23 protein-coding genes are annotated in these 21,613 nt (G+C 62.6%); 2 read left to right on the top strand and 21 right to left on the bottom strand.

Annotated elements, in window-relative coordinates; all coding sequences use genetic code 11:
* Positions 1 to 81: 81 nt before the first annotated feature.
* Positions 82 to 1,308: an MFS transporter gene (locus ACTD9P_RS20110; protein ID WP_371923634.1), complete on the bottom strand. Its 1,227-nt coding sequence runs from the start codon at positions 1,306 to 1,308 to the stop codon at positions 82 to 84.
* A 172-nt stretch (positions 1,309 to 1,480) separates the two neighbouring features.
* Between ACTD9P_RS20110 and ACTD9P_RS20115 the strand changes: the two genes are divergently transcribed.
* On the top strand, positions 1,481 to 2,419 hold the full coding sequence (locus ACTD9P_RS20115) for a LysR family transcriptional regulator (protein WP_438869070.1): 939 nt from the start codon (positions 1,481 to 1,483) through the stop codon (positions 2,417 to 2,419).
* 307 nt (positions 2,420 to 2,726) lie between these two features.
* Here ACTD9P_RS20115 and ACTD9P_RS20120 read toward each other — a convergent pair whose 3' ends face one another.
* The 20 genes from ACTD9P_RS20120 to ACTD9P_RS20215 form a co-directional block, all read right to left on the bottom strand.
* Complete coding sequence (locus ACTD9P_RS20120) at positions 2,727 to 3,146, bottom strand: hypothetical protein (protein ID WP_438869071.1); 420 nt, start codon at positions 3,144 to 3,146, stop codon at positions 2,727 to 2,729.
* Positions 3,147 to 3,171: 25 nt separating this feature from the next.
* On the bottom strand, positions 3,172 to 4,398 hold the full coding sequence (locus ACTD9P_RS20125) for a beta-ketoacyl-ACP synthase (RefSeq protein ID WP_438869072.1): 1,227 nt from the start codon (positions 4,396 to 4,398) through the stop codon (positions 3,172 to 3,174).
* Positions 4,398 to 5,126, bottom strand: coding sequence for a 3-oxoacyl-ACP reductase FabG (gene fabG / locus ACTD9P_RS20130; RefSeq protein ID WP_438869073.1), 729 nt, complete (start codon positions 5,124 to 5,126; stop codon positions 4,398 to 4,400). The genes ACTD9P_RS20125 and fabG overlap by 1 nt, the downstream gene beginning before the upstream one ends.
* Positions 5,123 to 5,584 carry a hotdog family protein gene (locus tag ACTD9P_RS20135; protein WP_056860605.1) on the bottom strand — a complete coding sequence of 154 codons (462 nt, stop codon included), beginning with the start codon at positions 5,582 to 5,584 and terminating at the stop codon, positions 5,123 to 5,125. Before ACTD9P_RS20135 ends, fabG begins: the two co-directional genes overlap by 4 nt.
* Positions 5,581 to 6,747, bottom strand: coding sequence for a beta-ketoacyl-[acyl-carrier-protein] synthase family protein (locus tag ACTD9P_RS20140; RefSeq protein ID WP_438869074.1), 1,167 nt, complete (start codon positions 6,745 to 6,747; stop codon positions 5,581 to 5,583). Before ACTD9P_RS20140 ends, ACTD9P_RS20135 begins: the two co-directional genes overlap by 4 nt.
* Positions 6,744 to 7,226 (bottom strand): hypothetical protein, encoded by a 483-nt coding sequence (locus tag ACTD9P_RS20145; RefSeq protein WP_438869075.1) that lies wholly within the window; start codon positions 7,224 to 7,226, stop codon positions 6,744 to 6,746. The genes ACTD9P_RS20140 and ACTD9P_RS20145 overlap by 4 nt, the downstream gene beginning before the upstream one ends.
* On the bottom strand, positions 7,223 to 7,957 hold the full coding sequence (locus tag ACTD9P_RS20150; RefSeq protein WP_438869076.1) for a class I SAM-dependent methyltransferase: 735 nt from the start codon (positions 7,955 to 7,957) through the stop codon (positions 7,223 to 7,225). Before ACTD9P_RS20150 ends, ACTD9P_RS20145 begins: the two co-directional genes overlap by 4 nt.
* On the bottom strand, positions 7,954 to 9,201 hold the full coding sequence (locus ACTD9P_RS20155) for an NAD(P)/FAD-dependent oxidoreductase (RefSeq protein WP_438869077.1): 1,248 nt from the start codon (positions 9,199 to 9,201) through the stop codon (positions 7,954 to 7,956). Before ACTD9P_RS20155 ends, ACTD9P_RS20150 begins: the two co-directional genes overlap by 4 nt.
* A 33-nt stretch (positions 9,202 to 9,234) precedes the next feature.
* Positions 9,235 to 11,547 (bottom strand): MMPL family transporter, encoded by a 2,313-nt coding sequence (locus tag ACTD9P_RS20160; RefSeq protein ID WP_438869078.1) that lies wholly within the window; start codon positions 11,545 to 11,547, stop codon positions 9,235 to 9,237.
* Entirely contained in the window at positions 11,537 to 12,232 is a 696-nt protein-coding gene (locus ACTD9P_RS20165; RefSeq protein ID WP_438869079.1) for an outer membrane lipoprotein carrier protein LolA, read from the bottom strand. The genes ACTD9P_RS20160 and ACTD9P_RS20165 overlap by 11 nt, the downstream gene beginning before the upstream one ends.
* Positions 12,229 to 12,654: an acyl-CoA thioesterase gene (locus tag ACTD9P_RS20170; RefSeq protein WP_438869080.1), complete on the bottom strand. Its 426-nt coding sequence runs from the start codon at positions 12,652 to 12,654 to the stop codon at positions 12,229 to 12,231. The genes ACTD9P_RS20165 and ACTD9P_RS20170 overlap by 4 nt, the downstream gene beginning before the upstream one ends.
* The gene (locus ACTD9P_RS20175; protein ID WP_438869082.1) at positions 12,647 to 14,188 is read right to left on the bottom strand and encodes an HAL/PAL/TAL family ammonia-lyase; all 1,542 of its coding nucleotides are present in this window, start codon (positions 14,186 to 14,188) and stop codon (positions 12,647 to 12,649) included. Before ACTD9P_RS20175 ends, ACTD9P_RS20170 begins: the two co-directional genes overlap by 8 nt.
* Positions 14,172 to 15,107, bottom strand: a complete 936-nt coding sequence (locus tag ACTD9P_RS20180; protein WP_438869083.1) for a lysophospholipid acyltransferase family protein — start codon at positions 15,105 to 15,107, stop codon at positions 14,172 to 14,174. The genes ACTD9P_RS20175 and ACTD9P_RS20180 overlap by 17 nt, the downstream gene beginning before the upstream one ends.
* Complete coding sequence (locus ACTD9P_RS20185) at positions 15,104 to 15,838, bottom strand: glycosyltransferase family 2 protein (protein WP_438869085.1); 735 nt, start codon at positions 15,836 to 15,838, stop codon at positions 15,104 to 15,106. The genes ACTD9P_RS20180 and ACTD9P_RS20185 overlap by 4 nt, the downstream gene beginning before the upstream one ends.
* A 167-nt stretch (positions 15,839 to 16,005) precedes the next feature.
* A complete protein-coding gene (locus ACTD9P_RS20190) occupies positions 16,006 to 17,676 on the bottom strand; it encodes an ApeI family dehydratase (protein ID WP_438869087.1) in 1,671 nt (556 codons plus the stop codon).
* Positions 17,673 to 18,218, bottom strand: a complete 546-nt coding sequence (locus ACTD9P_RS20195) for a COG4648 family protein (RefSeq protein ID WP_438869088.1) — start codon at positions 18,216 to 18,218, stop codon at positions 17,673 to 17,675. Before ACTD9P_RS20195 ends, ACTD9P_RS20190 begins: the two co-directional genes overlap by 4 nt.
* Positions 18,215 to 18,469 (bottom strand): acyl carrier protein, encoded by a 255-nt coding sequence (locus tag ACTD9P_RS20200; RefSeq protein ID WP_438869090.1) that lies wholly within the window; start codon positions 18,467 to 18,469, stop codon positions 18,215 to 18,217. The genes ACTD9P_RS20195 and ACTD9P_RS20200 overlap by 4 nt, the downstream gene beginning before the upstream one ends.
* 9 nt (positions 18,470 to 18,478) lie before the next feature.
* Positions 18,479 to 18,748, bottom strand: a complete 270-nt coding sequence (locus ACTD9P_RS20205) for a phosphopantetheine-binding protein (RefSeq protein ID WP_438869091.1) — start codon at positions 18,746 to 18,748, stop codon at positions 18,479 to 18,481.
* Complete coding sequence (locus tag ACTD9P_RS20210) at positions 18,726 to 19,538, bottom strand: lysophospholipid acyltransferase family protein (RefSeq protein ID WP_438869092.1); 813 nt, start codon at positions 19,536 to 19,538, stop codon at positions 18,726 to 18,728. Before ACTD9P_RS20210 ends, ACTD9P_RS20205 begins: the two co-directional genes overlap by 23 nt.
* Complete coding sequence (locus ACTD9P_RS20215) at positions 19,514 to 20,233, bottom strand: beta-ketoacyl synthase chain length factor (RefSeq protein ID WP_438869093.1); 720 nt, start codon at positions 20,231 to 20,233, stop codon at positions 19,514 to 19,516. Before ACTD9P_RS20215 ends, ACTD9P_RS20210 begins: the two co-directional genes overlap by 25 nt.
* Positions 20,234 to 20,550: 317 nt before the next feature.
* On the opposite strand from ACTD9P_RS20215, the gene ACTD9P_RS20220 reads away from it, so the two are divergent.
* Complete coding sequence (locus ACTD9P_RS20220) at positions 20,551 to 21,321, top strand: ParA family protein (protein WP_017138539.1); 771 nt, start codon at positions 20,551 to 20,553, stop codon at positions 21,319 to 21,321.
* The last annotated feature ends 292 nt before the right edge of the window (positions 21,322 to 21,613 follow it).

The raw sequence follows: 21,613 nt of genomic DNA on the forward strand, positions 1-21,613 counted from the left end.
GCGGTGATTCAGTGACGAATTTTTCGACTGACACTCCGCATTCGCGAGCAAGCCCGCTCCCACATTAAAAACATTGTTGCATCAGGCCTGAACATTTCTCAGCGGCGGCAACTTCGCCAGCTTCAGCGCCACCAGCAGCGCACCCATCAGCAACGCCACGATAAACCCGCCAATCCCGTTCCACCCGGCAAAGTGCCAGAAGAACCCGCCCGCCGTCCCCGCAATACTCGACCCCACGTAGTAGCAGAACAGGTACAGCGACGACGCCTGCCCTTTGGCCTTCACCGCCCGCCTGCCAATCCAGCTGCTGGCCACCGAATGCGCGCCGAAGAAGCCGAAGGTGAAGATCAGCATGCCCGGCACCACTAGCCATAGCGGCGTGAACAAGGTCAGCAGCATCCCCGACAGCATCAACACGATGGTGCCCCACAGCACGCGACGGCGGCCGAGTCGGTCAGCCAGGGAGCCGATTTTCGCCGAGCTGTAGATGCCCGACAGATACACCAGCGACAACAGGCCGACCACCGCCTGGCTCAGCTCGTAGGGCGAAGCCAGCAGGCGATAGCCGATGTAGTTGAACATGGTCACAAACGCGCCCATCAACAGGAAGGCTTCGAGGAACAGCCACGGCAGGCCCGCGTCCTTGAAGTGCATGACAAAACCGTCCACCAGGTTGCGGGGCTTGAGGCTGCTGGCGCGGAAGTTGCGCGATTCAGGCAGGATTTTCCAGAACACCGTGGCCGCGATCAGCGCCAGGGCGCCGATAATCAGCATTGCGGTGTGCCAGCTTACAAAGTCGATCAACACGCCGATGATCAAACGCCCGCTCATGCCGCCAATCGCGTTGCCGCCGATGTACAGGCCCATGGCCAGGCCGATGTGCTGGGGGTGGATCTCTTCACTCAGGTACGTCATCGCCACGGCGGCCAAGCCGCTTAACGACAGGCCCACCAGCGCACGCATCAGCAGAATGCCTTCCCAAGTCGGCATCAAGCCGCTGGCGATGGTGGCCAGCGCGGCACAGAACAATGCAGCAACCATCACCGGCTTGCGCCCCAAGCGGTCGGAAATCGGCCCGGTGATCAGCAGGCCCAGCGCCAGCATCGCCGTGGCGACGGAGAGGATCAGGCTGCTTTGTGCCGCATTGATGGAAAACTCGTGGGACAGCGCCGGCATCATCGGCTGCACGCAGTACAGCAGTGCAAAGGTCGCAAACCCGCCGGAGAACAGCGCCAGCACTGTGCGCATGAACATCGGCGTGCCTTTTTCGATGTACTCGTCATTGAGCTGAGCGACCACCTCATCCAAAGCGGTGGTCGGGACTTCTTGAGCGAATGGCGCGACAGCAGATTTCACGGGGACCTCGGGGAGGAAAAGCCTGCCAGGACTGGCAATACGAAAAAGAATATAGCTGCCTAATGATTCTTTCCAATATATTGTTCGACCTGTTTAAGAGCTTTTACGACCTAATGAGGTTTGCATGGAATTGCGTCACTTGCGGTACTTTATTGCCGTCGCCGAAGAGCTGCATTTTGGCCGCGCCGCGCAGGTGCTGGGCATCTCGCAACCGCCGTTGAGCCAGCAGATCCAGGCGCTGGAACAGGAGGTCGGCGCACGTTTGTTTGAGCGTACCAACCGTCGGGTGGAGCTGAGCGAGGCTGGCCGGTTGTTCCTGCAAGAGGCGCGCTTGGTGCTGGCGCAGGTGGATAAAGCCGCCGACGTGGCCCGCCGCGCGCAATTGGGCGAGCTGGGCGAATTGAAGATCGGCTTCACCTCGTCGGCGCCATTCAACTCCAGCATTCCACAGGCGATCTTTGCGTTTCGTAAAGCCTTCCCGGCGGTGCACCTGAATCTGCAGGAAATGAGCAGCACCGAGGTGGCCGAGTCGCTGGTGGATGAGTCGATTCAGGTGGGCTTGATGCGCCCGCTGCCGTTGCCGGATTCTCTGAGCGTAATCGAGTTGATGCGCGAGCCTTTGGTTGCGGTATTGAATGCTGGCCATCCGTTGGTGGAAGGCAGCGAGCGCGGCCTGCACCTGGCGCAACTGGCCGAGGAACCGTTTGTATTTTTCCCACGCACCTACGGCAGCGGCCTCTACGCTCAACTGCTTAACCTGGCCCGCGATGCCGGCTTCAGCCCGCACTTCGCCCAGGAGGCCGGGGAGGCGATGACCATCATCGGTCTGGTGGCGGCGGGGCTGGGGGTGTCGGTGCTGCCGGCGTCTTACCAGCGCATTCGCATTGATGGCGTGGCCTATCGCACCTTGCTCGATCGAGAGGCCGTGACGGCGGTGTGGCTGGTACAACGCAAGGGCGCGCAAACGCCAATGGCCAAGGCCTTTGTGGAGCTGCTAGTGGCGAGCGGGCTTGTTGTGGCGAGCGGGCTTGCCCCGCGTTGGGTTGCGCAGCGACCCCAATAAAAATCACCGCGTTATTTCATGTTGATCACGTTGTCAGGTTTTGGGGCTGCTGCGCAACCCAACGCGGGGCAAGCCCGCTCGCCACATGTACTGTACTCGTCGTAAGGACGGCGGCGCTTTGCCACCGATTGCAGGCGACCTGTTTTCAGGCATACTGGCCGGGTTCCCGAAAGGGGCTTGTGAGACTCTGAGGATCCTGGGTAACCAGCCATCGCAGAGCCGGGCAGGAAGCGGCGATGACAAGCCAACCTGTTTGTGAAGAGGGCGCCGAAAGGCGCCCTTTGTCGTTTCTGCAGAACTGAAAGCCTCAGTTCTGTTTCAACGCCTCCACGCCATTGATACCCGCACTCTGCAAGCGGGCCATGATGTCGCGATCCAGCATGCTGACCCAGCGGTTGTAGTTGCGATGGATCTTGCCGTCCTTGTAGCCCAGGTCGCGGCTGTCACGGTAAGTGATGGCGTAGCTGGTGCGGGTGTAGCGGATGTCGATTTCGGCGTGGAATTGGTTACGCACAGTGATTTCGGCCTGCACCAGATGCGGGCTCAGGCGTTGCACGGTCCATTCGCGTTTTTGCAGGGCCGCGACGATCACCTGTTTGATGTTTTCTTCGCTGAGCTGGGCCGTGGCGGGCAAATCGTGCTGGGTGTTGAGCACGGGTTTGTTGGTGCAACCGGCGATGGTCAGCAGGGCCAGAGTGATCAGCGTGGCGCGTAGCAAGGAAGACATTCCGTTTTCTCCAATCAATTAAAAATCAGCACCAGCGGCGAAAGATCAACGAAGTGTTGACGCCGCCAAAGGCAAAGTTGTTGTTCATCACGTAGTCGTTGTGCATTTCGCGAAACCCACCTTGCAGGTAATCCAGCTCGCCGCATTGCGGGTCAACGGTATCCAGGTTGAAGGTGTGCACGTACTGGTCACGGTTCATCATTTCGATGCTGAACCATGACTCCAGCGCACCACAGGCGCCCAAGGTGTGGCCCAGAAAGCTCTTCTGCGAACTGATCGGCATGCGGCTGCCGAACAGGCTGCTGGTGGCCAGCGTCTCGGCGATGTCGCCTTGGTCGGTGGCGGTGCCATGGCCGTTGACGTAGCCGATGGCGGATGGCTCAAGCCCGGCATCTTCCAGCGCCAGCTCCATGGCGCGGCGCATGGTTTTCTGCTCCGGGCGCGTGGTGTGCTGGCCGTCGGCGTTGCTGCCGAAGCCCACCAGTTCGGCGTGGATATGCGCACCGCGCGCCAGGGCGTGTTCCAGTTCTTCGAGTACCAACATGCCGCCGCCTTCGCCGATCACCAGGCCGTCGCGGCCGCTGTCGTAAGGGCGTGGGCTGGTCTGTGGCGCATCGTTTTTAAGGCTGGTGGCGTACAGCGCGTCGAACACCATGGCTTCGGTGGGGCACAGCTCTTCGGCGCCGCCGGCAAGCATCAACGGCAAGCGGCCGAACTTGATCGCCTCGTAGGCGTAGCCGATGCCCTGGCTGCCGCTGGTGCAGGCGCTGGAGGTTGGGATCAGCCGCCCGGTGAGGCCAAAGAAGATGCTGATATTTGCCGCCGTGGTGTGCGGCATCATGCGCACGTAGGAGTTGGCATTCAGCCCCTCGGCCACCGAGTTCAGCAGCATATTGCCGAACGCCTTGATCTCATCGGTGCTGCCGGTGGACGAACCACAGGCCACGCCCATGCGCCCGTCCTTGATCGATTCATCGCCGAGCAAGCCGGCATCCTGCAACGCCTGTTCCGCCGCCCACACCGCCAGGCGTGAGACGCGGCCCATGCTGCGCAGTTGCTTGCGCGTCCAGTGGGCAGGCACGACGAAATCGTCGATCGGCCCGGCCAGGCGCGTGTTCAATTCGGTAAAACGGTCCCACTCATCCATGCGCCGAATACCGCTGCGGTTGGCGCGAAAGTTGGCGGCGATGGTGTCCCAATCGCTGCCCAGGGAGGTCATGCCGGCCATGCCGGTGACGACGACGCGTTTCATCAGCACAAGCCCCCGTTCACGGCCAGCACTTGGCGCGTGATATAGCCGGCCTCGGCCGACATCAGGAAGTTCACCGCACCGGCGACTTCTTCCGGGGTGCCCATGCGTTGCGCCGGGATCATCTTCATCAGTTCTTCAACCGGCACGTTTTCATCCAGCATCGCCGTGTCGATCAACCCGGGTGCCACGCAGTTGACGGTGATCTTGCGCTTGCCCAGTTCAATCGCCAGCGCCTTGGCTGCGCCGATCAAACCGGCTTTGGAGGCGCTGTAGTTGACCTGGCCACGGTTGCCGATCAAACCGGAAACCGAGGTGATACAGACGATACGGCCAGCCGCGCGACGACGAATCATCGGCATCATCACCGGGTGCAGCACGTTGTAGAAACCATCCAGGTTGGTGCGCATTACCACATCCCAATCGTCTTCCGACAACGCCGGGAACGCGCCGTCACGGGTCAGGCCCGCGTTGAGCACCACGCCGTAATAGGCGCCATGTTGCTCCACGTCGGCCTCAAGGATTTGCTTGCAGCTGGCGCGATCCGCCACATCAAATTGCAACACCCGCGCCTTGCGACCCAATGCCTCGATCTCGACTTTTGCCGCGTCCGCTTCAGCGCGGCCACTGCGGCAATGCAGCACGATGTCATGCCCGGCCTGGGCCAGGCGCAGGGCAATGGCGCGGCCGATGCCACGGCTGGAGCCGGTGACCAGTACGGATTCAGTCATGGCGTTGCGTCCTTCGGTTCTTCTAAATAGTTGGCCGCCTGGGGCGGTCGAAATACGTTCAAGCGTGCGCTGGCCTGGATACCGTCGCCGGTGAGGTGGCATTCGAACACACCCATGCCGTTGTCGTCTTCCAGCGAGCGCAGGCCGTGGATGCGCAGCTCGGCACCGGCCGGGAAGTGCTCCACGTTGCATTCAAATTTGCGCGTGCCGAGCAGGAAACCCAGTTCCACTGCCTCGCCGTTCTGGCGCGCGCGGCAACCGGCATAGGCGGCGACGCTTTGCGCCATCAGCTCGATGCCAACCCAGGCCGGCAGGCTGCCATCCGGCCGGTTGAACAGGCCGCCGGGCTTGACGGTGGCGCGGGTGTGAACCTGCTCTTCATCGAACGACAGCACCTGGTCGATCAGGATCATGTCGCCCGCGTGGGGCAGCAGTTCGGCGAGTGGCCAATCGATCATGGGGCCTCCGCGATTATCAGGCTGACGTTATTGCCGCCGAAGGCAAACGAGTTGCTCATCAGGCAGCGTTTTTTCAAGGTGTCGCCGGTCTGTGCCCACTGCAACGCGGGCAGCGCCGGGTCGGCTTGGCCGTCCCACACATGCGGCGGTACACGGTCATGCACCAGGCTCAACCAGCAAAACGCCGCTTCGAGAGCGCCTGCGGCACCGAGGGTGTGGCCGCTCATGGGCTTGGTCGACGAACACGCTACGCCTTGAGGAAACAGGCTGGCGACGGCCAGGCTTTCCATGGCGTCGTTATGCTGCGTGGCGGTGCCGTGCAGGTTCAGGTAGCCGATGTGTTCCGGTTCAAGTTTGGCGCTGGCCAGCGCTTTGCGCATCGCCTGCAACGCACCTTTGCCGGTGGGCTCGGGCGCGGAGATATGGTGCGCATCGCAACTGGCGCCGCTGCCCAGCAGGGCAATCGGCGCAGGCGTTTTAGTCATCAGAAACAGCACCGCCGCTTCGCCGATATTGATGCCGTTGCGGTTCACCGAAAACGGATTGCAACGCTCGCTGGCGACCGCTTCCAGCGCGGTAAAACCGTTCAGCGTCAGCTTGCACAAACTGTCGACACCGCCGCAGATCACCGCATCACACACATCCAGGTCGAGCAGGCGCTGGGCGCTCATCAGCGCACGGGCGCTGGAGGTGCAAGCAGTAGAAATCACATAGGCCGGGCCGCTGACGTGCAACCAGTCGGCGAGAAAATTCGCCGGTGCGCTGAGTTCTTGTTGCTGGTAGTCATAGTCGCCCGGGAACTGCTGCTCACGCAGGTAATGCGCGATGCCACGGCTGGCTTCATCGATACCCGAGGTGCTGGTGCCCAGCACAATACCAACCCGCGAGGCGCCGTAGGTGTGGATTGCCTGGCGCAGCTCGCTTTCAATCTGCACGGCCGCTTCCAGCAGCAACTGGTTATTGCGGCTGCTCTGCGGGCGTAGCTCAGCCGGGATTGCCACCAGCTCGCTGCGCACACCGCCCACCGGCAGCACGCGTTCCGGCACCCAACCGCCTTCGGCGCGCATGCCGGAGCAATCGCCGGCAAACAGGCTGCGGCTGACTTCAGCCGGGCCGCGGCCCAGGGCGCAGATCACGCCCAGGGCATTCAGGTAAGCCGTCATCGCGCCGCCCCAAGTGGCGTGATGCGGTAGCTCAACGGCTGGCCCGCCATGTTCACGCTGAACACCTCGGAGGACTGATACACGATCTGCCAATGCCCCGGCAGCGTGCGCGTCAGGTCCCTCGCCTGTGCGCTCGGATACAGCGTGGGCACGTCATCGGCTGAGGTCAGCGCAAACAACAGTGCGGCAAACAGCTCACGCGCCTGCGGATTGGGCGGTAGCAAGCCGTCGGCCTGCCACTGGCCATTGATCAGCTTTTGTCGGGCCTGGGGAATGCCCAATGGGTCCATCATCGACCAGCGAATGGCCGCGCCTTCGCGCTGGATTACCAGCAGCCAGTCCTGGGTCTCACCGTTTGCCCGGCGCTGCACGTGCAGTTGCATGGGCAAGGCCAGGGCCGGGGTTTTTTCGGGCAGCGGCGGCTGGCTGACGCAGGCGCTCAGCAGCAACAGGCAACTTATCAACAGCATGCGAATCATGTTTGGGCGCTCGCTAAAGGTTTACGCGCCACGCAGTTGACCAGGGTTTCTTCGCGCTGGCCAACCGGCGGCGGGTTGCGCAGGCCCCAGCGTTCGAGCAGGCCGAAATCGCTGGAGCGGCTCCACCACAAATACGGGTACGAAACGTTCTGCGGGCCGAACTCAAAACCCTGCTCGCGCAACATCTCCAGGTATTCTTCAGCGCTCTTCTGCACATGCATCGGGTGGCGGAACAGCCAGCGAATCACCCAGGTGTCGATATAGGCTTCGGTGGATTCGGCAAACAGCAGATAGCCGCCCGGCTTGAGCACGCGATAGAACTCTTTTAAGGCGCGATGCTGTTCAACCAGGTGGTGGAAGGTCTGGTGGCAGAACACAATATCGACGCTTGCGTCCGGCAGCTGCAGCGTGGCGCAGTCGCTGCCGATCAGCTCAATGGCCAAGCCTTGGCGCTTGGCTTCCGCCTGGCTCAGCTCAAGGCTGTGCGGGTCGGCATCCAGGCCGATCAAACGCTGTGGCGCGAACACCTGCTGCAAATACTGGAACGATTTGCCCTGGCCGCAACCGGCGTCCAGCAACACCGGCGCCACCGGCAGCGGGTCGGTGAACAAGCTGCGCAGGTCGTTGATCGCCACGCGCAAGACGTGGTGCTGCCAGGTGTGGCTGCGCAGGAACCAGAAACCGAACCGGGTTTCTTCGACGTAGTTTTTACTCAGGTATTGGCTACTCATACCGGCTCATCCGCACAAAATTCCGAGAGCATCCGCAGGCGCCGCTTGGGCTCGCTGACAAACGGGTTGCGCTCATCCCAGGCGTAACCGGCGAGGATCGAGCTGATCATCCGGCGAATCTCGGGTGAGCTGCCTGGGTGAAAAATCACGTCCTGGAAGGTGCCTGCATACCAGCCTTCGACATAGCAACGGAAGGTGTCGACCCCGCGTTTGAGCGGCTCGGCGAACTCGGTTTGCCAGTCGATATTTTCGCCCTTGAGTTGGCGACTGAGCAAACCCGCCGCCATGCTCGCCGAGCGCATGGCGATGGTCACGCCGGAGGAGAACACCGGGTCGAGGAATTCCGCCGCATTGCCCAGCAGCGCAAAACCTGGACCGTGCAAGGTTTTGACGTTGGCCGAATAGCCGGCGAGGGTGCGTGCAGGCGTATCCCACACGGCGTGTTGCAGCACGCCCGCCAGGCTTGGCGTCTCAGCGATGAAGCCGCGCAGGCAAGCATCGAGATCGCTTTCGCGGCCCTCAAAGCGTTCTTTCGCAGCGACCACGCCTACCGAGCAGCGGCCATTACTGAACGGGATGGTCCAGAACCAGATATCGCGCTGGGTCGGGTGAGTGGTGACGAGGATTTTGCTGCGATCAAAACCTGGGTGTGTGACGTGATCTTCAACGTGAGTAAACACCGCCTGGCGCACCGGGAAATTCGACGGCGCTTCCAGGTCCAGCAGGCGCGACAACACACGGCCGTAGCCGCTGGCATCGAGCACGAACTTGGCCTTGAGGTGATACGCGCTGCCGTTCTCGCGGCGCACATGCAGGTAGCGGCTTTCACCGGCGAAATCCACGCCGACGATGCTTTCGCCGTAGCGAATCTCTACGCCTTGCAGTGCGGCCTGATCGGCCAGCAACTTGTCGAACTCGCCGCGCTGCACCTGGAAGGTGGTCGGCTTGCCGTTGCTGAAGGTGTCACTGAAATCAAACGCACTGTAGCGCTCGCCCCAGGCGAACGCCGCGCCGGTTTTTACCTGGAAACCCGCAGCCTGCACGGCGTCGAGCATGCCGGCCTCTTCGATAAAGTCGATGCAGTGCGACAGCAGGCTTTCGCCAATCGAGAAGCGCGGGAAATGCTCGCGCTCGATCATCAATACATCATGCCCATTGCGCTTTAACAGCGCGGCGGCGATAGCGCCGGATGGCCCGGCACCGATCACCACCACCTGGCGACGTTCCATTTCAACTGTGGGCACGAGGGCTCCTTGCCACTTTGGCGATTAACACATTCATAAGGCGTGCTTCTGATGCCCGGCCCAAGGCGCCAGCATAAAGCTGAACGCCAGGCCTAGGCTGACCGACAGGCCGAAATTACTCACGGCGGGTGTACTCGACACCGCCAACAGGCCAAACGACAACCAGGTCGTCAGCGCCGCCAGCAGCGTACCTAAAAGACTCACGGCCGCGCCGCCGATTTGCTCGCGCATCAAGATCGCATAGTCGACGCTGATGGCGGTGACCAACAGCAGGCCGAACAGGCTGAACAGGGTCAGCGGCTGGCCCAGCCAACCGAGGCTGGCGAGGCTGCACAGCGCCGCGAGCAGTGGCAGGGCGACGATGCGCAACGCGCCGCCAAAGCCGAACGGCATGATCAATAAAAGCACGATCAGCACACACGACATCAACTTCAATTCAGCCGCGCTGATCTGCGTGTCGGCAAACACCCGGTTCAAATCACCGAGCCGGTCGACCAGTTGCACGCCGGGTAAATCCATGGCCTGCACACGCAACAGCGCCGGGTTGTTCAGGCCTTGCAGGCTGACCATCGCCGCCACGCCGCCGTCCACTGGCCCCAGCCACAAGGTGCGCCAAGGCTCAGCCAATGGGCCAACCAGCGCGGCGTCGATGTCTTCGGTGGGCAGCGCTTGCAGTTGCGTGACTTCGGCTTGCAGCGCGCTGGCAGGCACGCCCAGGTCCAGCAATGGCTGCCAGTGCGGCGCGAGGTTGTTCAGCGCAGCACGCAGTTGTTGCTGCTCAGCCGGCAGGCTCACCAGTTGGTTGAGCGCCAGGTAGCCTTGCAGCTTGCCCATGTTCACCAACTGATCCAGGCGTTCGCCCAAGGCGGCCTGGCGTTCCAGCAACTGCTGCTGGTTGTCGGCGCGCACCAGGAAAAACTGGCTGGTGGGCTGGAATCCGGTGATACGCGCCACGGCCTGGGCTTCTTGCAGCAATTGCGGCGGGGCGCCGACCCATTGGCGGATATCGTTTTTACTGTTCAAGTGCCACAGGCCGCCCGCGCAAAACAGCAGCAACAGCGCCAGCAGCACTGGGCTTGGCATGCGCTTGAGTAACGCGGCGCGCAATAGCCACAGGCATTCGGCAACCCGCAGCGGCCACTGAGCCGGGCGCAGTTCGACGCCCTTTAGCAGCGCCGGTAGCAGGCACACCGCCGACAGGTAGGCACCGACTAAACCGGCGGCGGAGAACACCGCGATTTGCGTGAGCGCCGGGAACGGCGTCCAGGCCAGCGCCAGGTAGCCAATGCAACTGGTCGCCAGGCTCAGGCTCAGCCCCGGCAAGGTCAGACGCAATGCCGGCCAACTGCGCCACGGTTGCAAGCTCCAGCTTTTGGACAGGTAGTGCAGCGGGTAATCCACCGCCACGCCGATCAGGCTGGAGCCCAGCACCAGGGTCATCACATGCATATGGCCGAACAGCGCCACACAGGCCACCGCGCCAAACAGCATGCCCACCAGCACCGGCACAAACGCCAGCAACACGCGCCAGCGCCGGAACGCCAGCAACAGCAACAACAGGATGCCCAGCGTGGCGCCGCCGCCCACCCAGGTGATCTCCCGCGTGGCCTGTTGCTGCCCGTTGGCGGCGTAAAGCAGGCCGCTGGCGGCGAGCAGTTGCGCGCCTTGCTCGCTGGCCTGTTCGCGACTGGCCTGGAGCAGGTCCGCCACTTGCAGCGGCAGTTTCATGTCAAAGGCATTGCCGGTGGTGCGCGCACGCAGCAGCACCCAGTTTTTGCCGTCGGCATCGGCAATCAATGCGCCGCTGCCGATATCCAGCTGCACCGAACCGTGCTGCGGCTGGCTGTTCTGGATGCGCCCGGTAAGGCCCAGCCAATCGTCCTGGCTCGCCACCAGGCTGAACCCGGTGAAAGGGTCGAACAGTGCTTGCACGCGCTGCTGGATGAACGCGTCGGGCTGCTCGATCAGTTGCTCGCGGTCCTTGGCCGAGAGCATCGCCAGCCGTCCGCGCAGCAGTTGTTCACGCAGTGCGGGCAAGTCGGCTTGCAGGTTCCACTGCACTTTTTCAAACAGCCCGCTGGCTTGCCAGCGATCACCCAGCTGCTGGGCGACGTCCACGGCTTTTTGCCGGTCGGCATGCCCCACCAGCACCAGCATTTCGCGGTTCAGTGGCTCCTGCATGCGCTGTTCGGCCTTGAGTTCCAGCGCGTCCGGCGTACTGCCCGGCACCAGCTCCATCAGGTTGGCCGACAACGGCGCACCATGGCGCCACTGCCAGCCGGCCAGGGCCAATACCGCCACCAGCAGAATCAGGAACAGCCGTGGCAGCCAGCGCTCACTGGGCAAAGTCGTGTTGCTCCGATTCGCTCAACGGTTGGCCGGCAGTGCTGTCCTGCATGCGCAGCACGGTGCTGTCGCCCTGGGTTTCGAGCAGTTCGATTTTTTGCACCAGCTCGCCGCCGTCGATATTGATCTGGGTGAATACCTGCTTGAGCAACAGCGAACGTGGGACCAGCGTCAGCTTCCAGTGCTCGGCTTCGCCTTGCAGCTGCAAGTCGAAATCGCGTTGCAAGCCGCTGCTGTCGCCCTGGAGTACGGCGAGGAACAGGCGATTCTGCTCGGCGCCGGCGCTCTTGTTCGGCAGCAATTGCCAGCCATTGGCGTCACGCCGGGCAATGCCTTGGGCGCTGATGCGGTAGTCCTGTTGCAGCGGCGTTTTCAGCAGCCACAGCAGGCCGTGGTCTTTGGCGAGTACGAACGTGCCTTTGCTGACCAAGGGCTGGGGCAGGGCGCGCAGGTGTTTTTCCTGAGTGAATTTGCCGTGGATTACGGCGGGTTTGGCCAGTTGGTCGCTGAGTTGCTGCAGGTCGAAAGCCTGTGCGAGACTTGGAATGCAAAACGACAGAACGAATGCGATCAATGTGGGAGCGGGCTTGCTCGCGAATAGCCTGAGTGCGCCGCGTAGTGTCAGGCGAGCTGCGTTATCGTTAACGACCTTCGCGAGCAAGCCCGCTCCCACACTGAATCTCATTTCAGGGCTCTCTCTACGGCGTCGGTGAATACTTTTGGGGAAGCCAGCTGCATCTCGCGGCTGGCGATTTCTACCGCCACTTGCACGGTGCTGGCGCGAGTGAGGCGTTCACCGCTGGCGAGGTCGGTGATCAGGTAATTCACCTTCAAACGGTTCTCCCATTCCACCAAACTGGCGCGCACATTGATGGTCTGCCCGAACACCGCGCCGCGCACATAGCGCAGCTGAATGTCGATCACCGGCCAGGCGTAGCCGGATTCGAGCATCGCCGTGTAGTTGTGGCCGAGCTTGTCCAGCAACGCGCAGCGCGCCACTTCCAGGTACTTCACGTAATGCCCGTGCCACACCACGTTCATGGTGTCGACATCAAAAAACGGCACGAGGATTTCAGTGTCGCAATGCAAAACGCCCTGGCTACGCATGCAGCCTCCAGTGTTGCTCGGCGATACGTTTGAGGCACAGGCGCAGTTCGCCTTCCAGGGCGCGGTCTTCGATCACCGGCGGGAAGTCCTTGGCCAGCGCTTCATGCATGGCCGCCAAGGCCGGTGGCAGTGGGCGCGCGTCTTCAGCCTGGGCACGCAGCCACACGCCTTGGTTGGCGGCGAGCAAGGTGGCGGCGGCAACCTGTTCGGTCAGCTCCAGCACGCGGATTGCGTCGCGGGCGGCGATGGTGCCCATGCTCACCTTGTCCTGGTTGTGGCATTCGGTGGAACGCGAGAACACGCTGGCCGGCATGGTGTTTTTCAGTGCTTCGGCGGTCCAGGCGCTGGTACCGATCTGCACGGCCTTGAAGCCGTGGTTGATCATCGCGCGGTCAGCTGGCGCGCCGGACAGGTTGCTCGGCAGGCCGTGGTTGTAACGCACGTCTACCAGCAGCGCGAGCTGGCGGTCGAGCAGGTCGGCGACGTTGGCCACCAGGGTCTTGAGGCTGTCCATGGCAAAGGCGATATGCCCGCCGTAGAAGTGCCCGCCGTGCAGCACGCGTTCTGCTTCGGCGTCGATAATCGGGTTGTCGTTGGCGCTGTTCAACTCGATCTCGATGAACGAGCGCAGCCAGTTCAGGCTGTCGGCCAGCACGCCCAACACATGCGGTGCGCAGCGCAGCGAGTAGCGATCCTGCAAGCGGTGCAGCGGCGCAGTCGGCGCATCAATCGCCAAATCTTTGCGCAGCCACGCGGCCACTTGCATTTGCCCTGGGTGCGGCTTGGCGGCGAACAGGCGCTCGTCGAAGTGTTCCGGGTTGCCTTGCAGCGCCACCACGTTCAACGCGGTGATGCGCGTGGCCAGTTGCAATAGGTAGTCGGCACGGGCGAAAGCCAGGCAGGCGATGCCGGTCATCACGGCGGTGCCGTTCATCAGTGCCAGGGCTTCCTTGGGGCGCAGTACCAGCGGCTCCCAACCGAGTTCACGGTGCACGTCGGCAGCCTGGCGACGTTCGCCACGGAACAGCACTTCGCGCTCACCGGACAGGGTCGCAGCCACGTAGGACAGCGGCGTCAGATCACCGCTGGCGCCCACCGAGCCTTCTTCCGGGATCAGCGGCAGCACGTCGTATTCCAGGAACGCATGCAGGCGCTCCAGCAACTCCACACGCACACCGGACACGCCATGGCACAGCGACTGCAAGCGTGCGGCGAGCACGGCGCGGGTGGCTTGGGCGTCGAGCAACTTGCCCAGGCCGCAACCGTGGAAGGTGTAGAGGTGACGCGGCAACGCCTCGACGTGCTGCAACGGCACCGCCACCACGCAGGAGTCGCCGTAGCCGGTGGTCACGCCATAGATCACGCCTTCCTTGTCCAGCAGCGAGTCGAGGAACTGCGCGCCCTTGGCGATGCGCTGGCGATAGGCTGCGTCAGCCTGCAATTGCGTGGGCGCCTGGCGGTTGGCCAGGGCCAGCACGTCTTCGATAGGCAGGTGGCGTTCGCCAAAAATTACCGGCTCAAGATGCGGGGTCATCGGTCTTCCAGAAAGGGTAAAAGTTGAACCATTGTTGGGGCGCCTCCAGGCAAAACTCGCCCAGGCGTGCGGCGTAGCGGGCGGCCCACTGGGCGATGACGTGCTCGCGGGTGCTGCGCTTCCATTCGATCAAGGCGGCGAACGGCTCGATGCTCAGGCGATAGCGGCCGTTGTGCTTGAGGCACATCAGCAGGTTGACCGGGCATTTAAGCAGGCCGGCCAGCAGCCACGGGCCTTGGGGGAACGCGGCGGCATGTCCAAGGAAATCCACCCGCACTTTGCGCCCGCCGTGCAGCGGCACGCGGTCCCCGGCAATCGCCAGCCACTCGCCCTCGTCCAGGCGCTGGCTGAGCAGCAGCATGGTCGCCGGGTCCAGCTCGCTGACCTGAATCAGGCGCAAATGCGTGGCCCCGGCTTCGCCCAGCAGGCGGTTGAATTGTTCGGCGTGCTTGGTGTGCACCAGCACGTTCATGGTGACTTGCTCGCCAATCTCCGCGAGTGCGCGGCATACCTCAAGGTTGCCCAAGTGCGCGCCCACCAGCATCTGGCCGCGCTCGCCACGTAACTGCCCGCGCAATTGCGCCGGGTCGTTGATTTCGATCTGTTCGATGCGCAGCTTGCCGTTCCACACGTCGAGCTTGTCGAGCAGGGAGTCGGCGAAGGCCATGAACTGCGCGAACACGCTTTTATGGCTGGGGCGCAGTGCGTCGCGCCCGCTCCAGTCGGCCAGGCGCTGCTGGTATTCCCAGGCGCTTTGGCGCGCCGTGCGCCCGAACAGGAAAAAGTACAAAACAATGCCGTACAGCACCGGGCTCAGCAGGCGGCGGCCCAGCACTTTGGCCGCGAACGCGGTGAGCTTCATCAGCCAGAAGCTGCCGCGCTCTTCGCGGTCGGCCCAGTGTTTGGTGCTGTCGCTCATGCCTGCCACCGTCGCCATAAAATCATTGGCGCGCGCACCAACATGCCGAAGAACAGCCGGGTGTGCATGGCGCTGATGCGCACGTTGTCGCGGAACAGGCGGAAGTGTGACACGCCGTCGGTGGGGTAATGCACCTGGGTCGGCAGCCAGCGCATCGGTTGGTTGCGCCAAGCCAGGCGCACCAGAATGTCGGAGTCGAAATCCATGCGCGTGCCGATGTACGCCGAATCCATCAACGCCAGGGTGGGTGCCAACGGGTACACGCGAAAACCGCACATCGAGTCGCGAATCTGCAGTGACAGGGTGTTGATCCACACCCACACGTGGGTCAGGTAGCGCGCGTACAAGCGGCCCTTGGGCACGCTGTCGTCGTATTCGGGGTAGCCGCAGATCACCGCGTTAGGGTGCGTGCGCGAGGCGTCGAGGAAGCTGTCGACTTCACGCAGGTCATGCTGGCCGTCGGCGTCCACTTGCAGGGCGTGGGTGTAGCCCAGGCGCGCGGCTTCGCGGAACCCGGCCATCACGGCGCCGCCTTTGCCTTGGTTGTTTGGCAGGGTCAGCAAGGTGACGTGATTGAGCGTTGCCAGTTGCGCCAATACCGCCGCGCACGCCGGGCTGCTGCCGTCATCCACCAGCAGGCACGGCAGGCCGCTGTTCAGCAGGCTGTGCACCACGGCGGCTACGGCGGTTTCGTGGTTGTAGACCGGGATGAGGGCGCAGGGGTTATGCATGCTGACAATTCCCAGGCTTACCGCGACCCTTGTGGCGAAGGAGCTTGCTCCCGCTGGGCTGCGAAGCAGCCTCAACCCAGTCGACCGAGAGCATCCTGGTACATTGCGGTGCCTGGGTTGGGAGTGCTTCGCACTCCAGCGGGAGCAAGCTCCCTCGCCACAAGAGCTTAAGCATGCGCGGCCACCAGTTGTATCCGGCCGCTGGAGCACGCCGCATCGCCGTTGCGGTAGGCGAAGTACAGCTTGCCGCGTTCCGGGTCGAAGCGCAGGTGCAGTTCAACCTGATCACCAGGGCGCACCAGTTGCTGGAACTTGAGCACTTCCATCCCGGCAAAGGTCGCGGGTAAATCCAGCAGTTGCTGGCCGAGGTTGAAGGCCCATTCCACCTGCACAACGCCCGGCAGCACCGGCGTGACCGGGAAGTGGCCGCTGAAGTAGGCCAGGTCCGGCGGGATGCTCAGTTGCAGGGTCCACTCACCGTTGGCTTCGACTTGCTCCAGCACCTGCGGCGCCTTTGGCCGTGGCGCCAGCAGCAATGCTTCTACGTCAGCCTGGGGCAGTTTGCCCTGGCTGTTCAGCGGCAGCTGGCGCAGCAAGCGCCAGCGTCGTGGCAGGGCCAGGGCTTCGCAATGTTGGCTCAAATGTTCGCGCAGGGTTTGGGTGACGGTACGGCGGCCTTGGTTGCGCAGCGCATGCAGGCCCTCGGCGCTCAACACCACCAGTGCGCCGAGTGAAGCGCGGTTTTCCTGCACCACGCCCAGGCGGGTTTCAGCGACCCAGGCGTGGGTCAGTAATGCCTGTTCGAGCATGGGCAGGGAGATGCGTTTTTCTTCCAGCTTGACGATGCGGTCCAGGCGCCCGAGCAGCTCGAAGCGCCCATCGGAATGAATACGCGCCGCGTCGGCGGTTTGTTCGATATGCCCGGCCGGCAGGTACGGCGAGGCAATGCGCAGGGCGCCGTCGGCATCCTGGCTCAGTTCCACATCGGCAAATGGCTGCCACGGCTGTGCGCCCTGGCGCCAGGCGATGCCGCCGGTTTCCGAGCTGCCGAGGATTTCCGTCGGCCATTGCTGCAAGCGGTCGTACAGGCTGCCGGCGGCTTCCACCGGCAGCGCGCCGCCGGAGGAGAACACTCGCGACACTTTACTCAGTGCGGGCCAGTCGAGGTTATCGCCCATGCGCTTGAGCAGTGCGGGGCTGGCGACCCAGGCAAATTGCGCATGTTCGCGGCTGGCGCGCTGCATGTCTTCAGGGAAGGCCAGTTGTTTGCGCACAAGGGTGCGACCGGCGCACAGCGGCCACAACACGCGAAACAGCAAGCCGTAGATGTGCTGGGTGGCCACGCTGCCGATGATGCAGGCGTCTTTGAGGTCGGCGCCCCACAGCGCTTCCAGCGCCGCCACTTCGTTGGCCAGTTGGCGCAGGGTCTTGTCGATACGCTTGGGCTCGCCGCTGGAGCCGGAGGTGCACAGGCTCAATTGGCAGGCGTCGAGGTCGAGCGCGGCAGGGCTCAACGGCGCTTGAGACAGCGCGTCCAGGTCGGTTGCGTCTACCAGCCAGGCGTCTACGCTGTCGTCCCAGCGTTGGCGGGTCTGCGGTTGCAGGTCGGCAGGCAACAGCACGCTGACCCCGGCACGCCAGGCGCCCAGCAGGGCAATGGCCAGCACGCCTGCGTCTTCCAGGTGTACCGCCAAGCGCTGGAAGCCGCGCGCCTGCAGGCCCGCCGCAAGGCTCAGGGCCTGCTCACAGAGTTGGGCGTGATTCATCGCAGGTTCGGTGGTGACCGAACGTTGTTCCAGCGGCTCAAGCAGCACGTGCTCAAGTTTCAACCCATTCATACGCGGCCTCGAACCCTTTGTCGTACCAGCCATTCCACGGCAAACAGCAGCCCCATCAGCCCGTAGGCGATGAGGCCGTTGTACAACGTCCACCAGCTCAGCGGCGCCCACAGCGTGAGGGCGGCGGCGAGCAAGCCATTACACAGAAAAAACACGCTCCACACCACGGTGACCTGGCGCGTGTACACAATTGCTTTGGGCGGCAGCTGCGGGTCGGTCATGCGTGCAAGACGCTCGACCATCGGCGGCCCGTATTTGAGGCTCAAGCCGAACAGCGCCAGCATGAACGCGCTGACCAGGCTCGGGTACCAGCGCAGCCACTGCGGGTTGTCGAACCAGGCCAGCAGCAGGCAGAACACGATCACCGCCACGGCCATCCAGCGGCTGCCGGGGCGCCGCGTACCGGTCAGCGCACGCAGCAGCCACAGGCTGCCCAGCAGCAAACCGAATTGCCACGGTGCAAAGTGCTCGGTGCCGTAATACACCGCAAAAGGGTACAGCAGCCCCGCCAGCAACAGGCCAAGGCCGATAAGCCGGCTCATGCGGCAGGCTGGACCAGACAGTACACCGCCTCAACCACGTCGTTGACGGTGCGCACCGCCTTGAACTCTTCGGCGGCGATCTTCTTGCCGGTCTTGCGCTTGATATGGTCGATCAGGTCCACGGCATCGATGCTGTCGATTTCCAGGTCCTGGTACAGGTTGGCGTCAAGGGTGACGCGCTCAGGCGGCAGTTCAAACAGCTCCACCAAGGCATCGCGCAGGGTGTTGAAAATATCGTCACGAGTTTGCATGGTCCGGTCTCAAGCTGCCTTTTTGGCCGTGACGAATGCCGCAAGGCTGGCCACGTTGGTGAAGTGATTGCGCGTGTCTTTGGCGTCGGCATCGATCTTGATGCCGTAATTTTTCTGGATCGCCAGGCCCAACTCCAGAGCGTCCACCGAATCCAGGCCGAGGCCTTCGCCGAACAGGGTCTGGTCGCTGCCAATGTCGTCGGGGCTGATGTCTTCCAGGCCCAGGGCCTCGATGATCAGCACCTTTATGTCGTGCTCAAGGCGTTGTTGGTCGCTCATCTTCGGCGAGCTCCTTAATGAAATAGTGATGCAGGTAATCGTTGAGCTTGCGTGAAGCCTGGGGCGCGGGCCCCAGTGTGGCAAACGCCTGTGGGTCTATATCGGCACCGACGCGCAAACTGAAGTGAAAACGGCGCTTGGGAATGCGATACCAGGGTTCGGCCTTGGTCAGGGTAGTGGGGCTGACCTTGATCACCACCGGGGTGATGATTGTCGCACCGCGCAGTGCAATGGCGGCACCACCGCGATGAAAGGCCGGTGGTGCGCCGGGCGTGGTGCGCGTGCCCTCGGGAAAGATAATCAGCGTCTGGCCTTCGCGCAGCGCATCGGCCGCCGCATCGAGCATATCGGCACTGCCGTCATTGCTGATGTATCCGGCGTCGCGCACCGGCCCACGGGTGAACGGGTTCTGGAACAGGCTCTGCTTGACCACGCAGTTGGTCTGGCGCATCAGGCCGATCAAAAACACCACGTCGATCAGCGACGGGTGGTTGGCGACGATCATCTGGCCTGGGCGGCCGAGTTTGTCGGCGCCTTCAACGCTGTAGGTCAACACACCGGCGCGTTGCATCAGGCGAATAAACAGCCAGAACAGTTTGCTGATGGTGTGGCGGGCACGGCGCTGGTGTTTGGCCGCGCTGCCTGGCAGGCAACTGAGCAGCGGGAACACCAGCAAACGCAGGCACAGCCCGCCGACGCCAAAGCAGAAGAAGCTCGCGGCGGTCGCGAACAGGCGCCAGTAGTAGGCGTCCCGTGGCTTGTCGGTCAGGGCTTGTGTTGCCAGTTCCATACACGGTTCTTCCAGGCATGTTGGCAGGTGGCCTGCTCGGTAAGCAGGGTGCGCAGCAGGTTCAGGGCGTGGGGCCACTGGGTTTGAGTGAGTTGGACAGCGCCGCTGTTTAGTTCCAGTCGCCACTCGTCGCCCGGGGTCAGCAACAGGCCGAGGGCGTAGGGGAAGGGCACATCATGGATCCAGTCGGCGTAGGCCGCGGGCGGCTGTTCTTCGGTGATCACCAGCAATACCGCTGGGGCGCCTTCATTGAGCAGCGCAGCCGCTTCGAGCATGCCGTGTTCCAGGCCGTCGCCGGCGGCGGCGAGGGCGGTCATTTCGCAGGTCTCATTGCGCAGGATCGACCACAGGCCAATCACTGCGTTATGCACCGACAGGCTGAATTGGGTGGGCGACAGCGGCTCGTCGTTGGCCAGGTCGCTAAGGATGTCGAGGGTGCGCGGGGTTTCGCCGTGCCGGGAAATAAACACCAGCGGCAGGTCTTGCCGACCTTCGGCCAACGGCCAGCCCACGCTGAACGCCATGCGCGCCAGCCGGCTCAGGCGGCGGCGCTGCATGGCGGGCAGGAAGGACACATCGGGCGACACATCGCTGGCCGGTAATACTACCGGAGCCTGGCACCAGGCACGCCAGTCGTGCGCAGTCTCCAGGCCCGGAGCCCAGGCGCGCCATTGGTCGATATTGAAAGTGATCACTGAGAAGTTATCCCGCCCCTGCGGGCTTCCATGTGCAGCCGTTGGCCCCGAATACCGGGACAGGGAACCATGGCCGAATGGCGCGCATTATCCCGGTGCTGTGGGGTTCTAGCAAACTTTGGTAAAAAATTGTTCACGGATGAATACAATTTGCCCGGAAAGATTTACAGATTGTCCTTTACCCGCGCCGTGTGTGGATTGTAGGACTCTTCCTTTTGTGCGGCGGGTGATGCGCCAGTGCATGGATGAACGAGGTAGCTAACAGGCGCTTTTGCCCTCTACACTCGGACATTCATTGATACACGGAGGTTTTTTCCATGCGGCGTGTGGTGTTCAATCAAAAAGGCGGCGTTGGCAAGTCCAGCATCGCCTGCAACCTGGCGGCGGTGAGCGCCAGCGAAGGCTATCGGACCCTGTTGGTGGACCTCGATGCACAGGCCAACTCAACCCAGTACCTCACAGGGCTGACCGGTGACGATATCCCGATGGGCATTGCCGACTTCTTCAAGCAAACCCTGTCTTCCGGGCCGTTTTCGAAGAAAAACCAGGTGGATATCTACGAAACGCCATTCGATAACCTGCACGTGATAACCGCGACTGCCGAGCTTGCGGACCTGCAGCCCAAGCTTGAGGCCAAGCACAAGATCAACAAGCTGCGAAAGCTGCTGGATGAGTTGAGCGAAGATTACGACCGGATTTACCTGGATACGCCGCCGGCTTTGAACTTTTATGCGGTTTCGGCGTTGATTGCCGCCGATCGCGTACTAATCCCGTTCGATTGCGACAGCTTCTCGCGCCAGGCGCTGTATGGTCTGTTGCGTGAAATCGAAGAATTGAAGGAAGACCACAACGAAGGCCTCGAAGTGGAAGGCATCGTGGTCAACCAGTTCCAGGCCCGTGCGAGCCTGCCGCAGCAGATGCTCGATGAGTTGATTGCCGAAGGTTTGCCGGTACTGCCGGTGTACCTGGCCAGCTCGGTGCGCATGCGCGAGTCGCACCAGGAGAGCAAGCCGCTGATCCACCTGGACCCACGGCACAAACTGACGTTGCAGTTTGTGGAGCTGCATAACTTGCTGGAAAATGCCTGATTTTACAGGCGATGCAAGTCCCCTGTGGGAGCGGGCTTGCTCGCGAATGCGGTGTGTCAGTCGGCACATGAGCTGACTGAACTACCGCATTCGCGAGCAAGCCCGCTCCCACATTTGTGTTGTGTTTCAGCAGGGGATTTGGATTGTTCCTACGAAGGCTGTAGGAAGGGTCTGGCAAATGGGGTTGTGGGTTGTATCGTTGCCTACAGCTAAGCCAGAATCGCCCGGCTTGTGCGTCTGGATGGGCGTCTCTAAGGTTGGCCGGTCGCTGAATGTTCAGTGATCGGGTTTA

Source organism: Pseudomonas onubensis (genome assembly GCF_965653655.1).
Lineage (GTDB): Bacteria > Pseudomonadota > Gammaproteobacteria > Pseudomonadales > Pseudomonadaceae > Aquipseudomonas.

Bases quoted from the DNA above. Each gene is read 5' to 3' on its own strand.
- ACTD9P_RS20115 (WP_438869070.1), top strand. From the start codon at position 1,481: ATGGAATTGCGTCACTTGCGGTACTTTATTGCCGTCGCCGAAGAGCTG.
- ACTD9P_RS20120 (WP_438869071.1), bottom strand. From the start codon at position 3,146: ATGTCTTCCTTGCTACGCGCCACGCTGATCACTCTGGCCCTGCTGACC.
- ACTD9P_RS20125 (WP_438869072.1), bottom strand. From the start codon at position 4,398: ATGAAACGCGTCGTCGTCACCGGCATGGCCGGCATGACCTCCCTGGGC.
- fabG (WP_438869073.1), bottom strand. From the start codon at position 5,126: ATGACTGAATCCGTACTGGTCACCGGCTCCAGCCGTGGCATCGGCCGC.
- ACTD9P_RS20135 (WP_056860605.1), bottom strand. From the start codon at position 5,584: ATGATCGATTGGCCACTCGCCGAACTGCTGCCCCACGCGGGCGACATG.
- ACTD9P_RS20140 (WP_438869074.1), bottom strand. From the start codon at position 6,747: ATGACGGCTTACCTGAATGCCCTGGGCGTGATCTGCGCCCTGGGCCGC.
- ACTD9P_RS20145 (WP_438869075.1), bottom strand. From the start codon at position 7,226: ATGATTCGCATGCTGTTGATAAGTTGCCTGTTGCTGCTGAGCGCCTGC.
- ACTD9P_RS20150 (WP_438869076.1), bottom strand. From the start codon at position 7,957: ATGAGTAGCCAATACCTGAGTAAAAACTACGTCGAAGAAACCCGGTTC.
- ACTD9P_RS20165 (WP_438869079.1), bottom strand. From the start codon at position 12,232: ATGAGATTCAGTGTGGGAGCGGGCTTGCTCGCGAAGGTCGTTAACGAT.
- ACTD9P_RS20170 (WP_438869080.1), bottom strand. From the start codon at position 12,654: ATGCGTAGCCAGGGCGTTTTGCATTGCGACACTGAAATCCTCGTGCCG.
- ACTD9P_RS20175 (WP_438869082.1), bottom strand. From the start codon at position 14,188: ATGACCCCGCATCTTGAGCCGGTAATTTTTGGCGAACGCCACCTGCCT.
- ACTD9P_RS20180 (WP_438869083.1), bottom strand. From the start codon at position 15,107: ATGAGCGACAGCACCAAACACTGGGCCGACCGCGAAGAGCGCGGCAGC.
- ACTD9P_RS20185 (WP_438869085.1), bottom strand. From the start codon at position 15,838: ATGCATAACCCCTGCGCCCTCATCCCGGTCTACAACCACGAAACCGCC.
- ACTD9P_RS20190 (WP_438869087.1), bottom strand. From the start codon at position 17,676: ATGAATGGGTTGAAACTTGAGCACGTGCTGCTTGAGCCGCTGGAACAA.
- ACTD9P_RS20195 (WP_438869088.1), bottom strand. From the start codon at position 18,218: ATGAGCCGGCTTATCGGCCTTGGCCTGTTGCTGGCGGGGCTGCTGTAC.
- ACTD9P_RS20200 (WP_438869090.1), bottom strand. From the start codon at position 18,469: ATGCAAACTCGTGACGATATTTTCAACACCCTGCGCGATGCCTTGGTG.
- ACTD9P_RS20205 (WP_438869091.1), bottom strand. From the start codon at position 18,748: ATGAGCGACCAACAACGCCTTGAGCACGACATAAAGGTGCTGATCATC.
- ACTD9P_RS20210 (WP_438869092.1), bottom strand. From the start codon at position 19,538: ATGGAACTGGCAACACAAGCCCTGACCGACAAGCCACGGGACGCCTAC.
- ACTD9P_RS20220 (WP_017138539.1), top strand. From the start codon at position 20,551: ATGCGGCGTGTGGTGTTCAATCAAAAAGGCGGCGTTGGCAAGTCCAGC.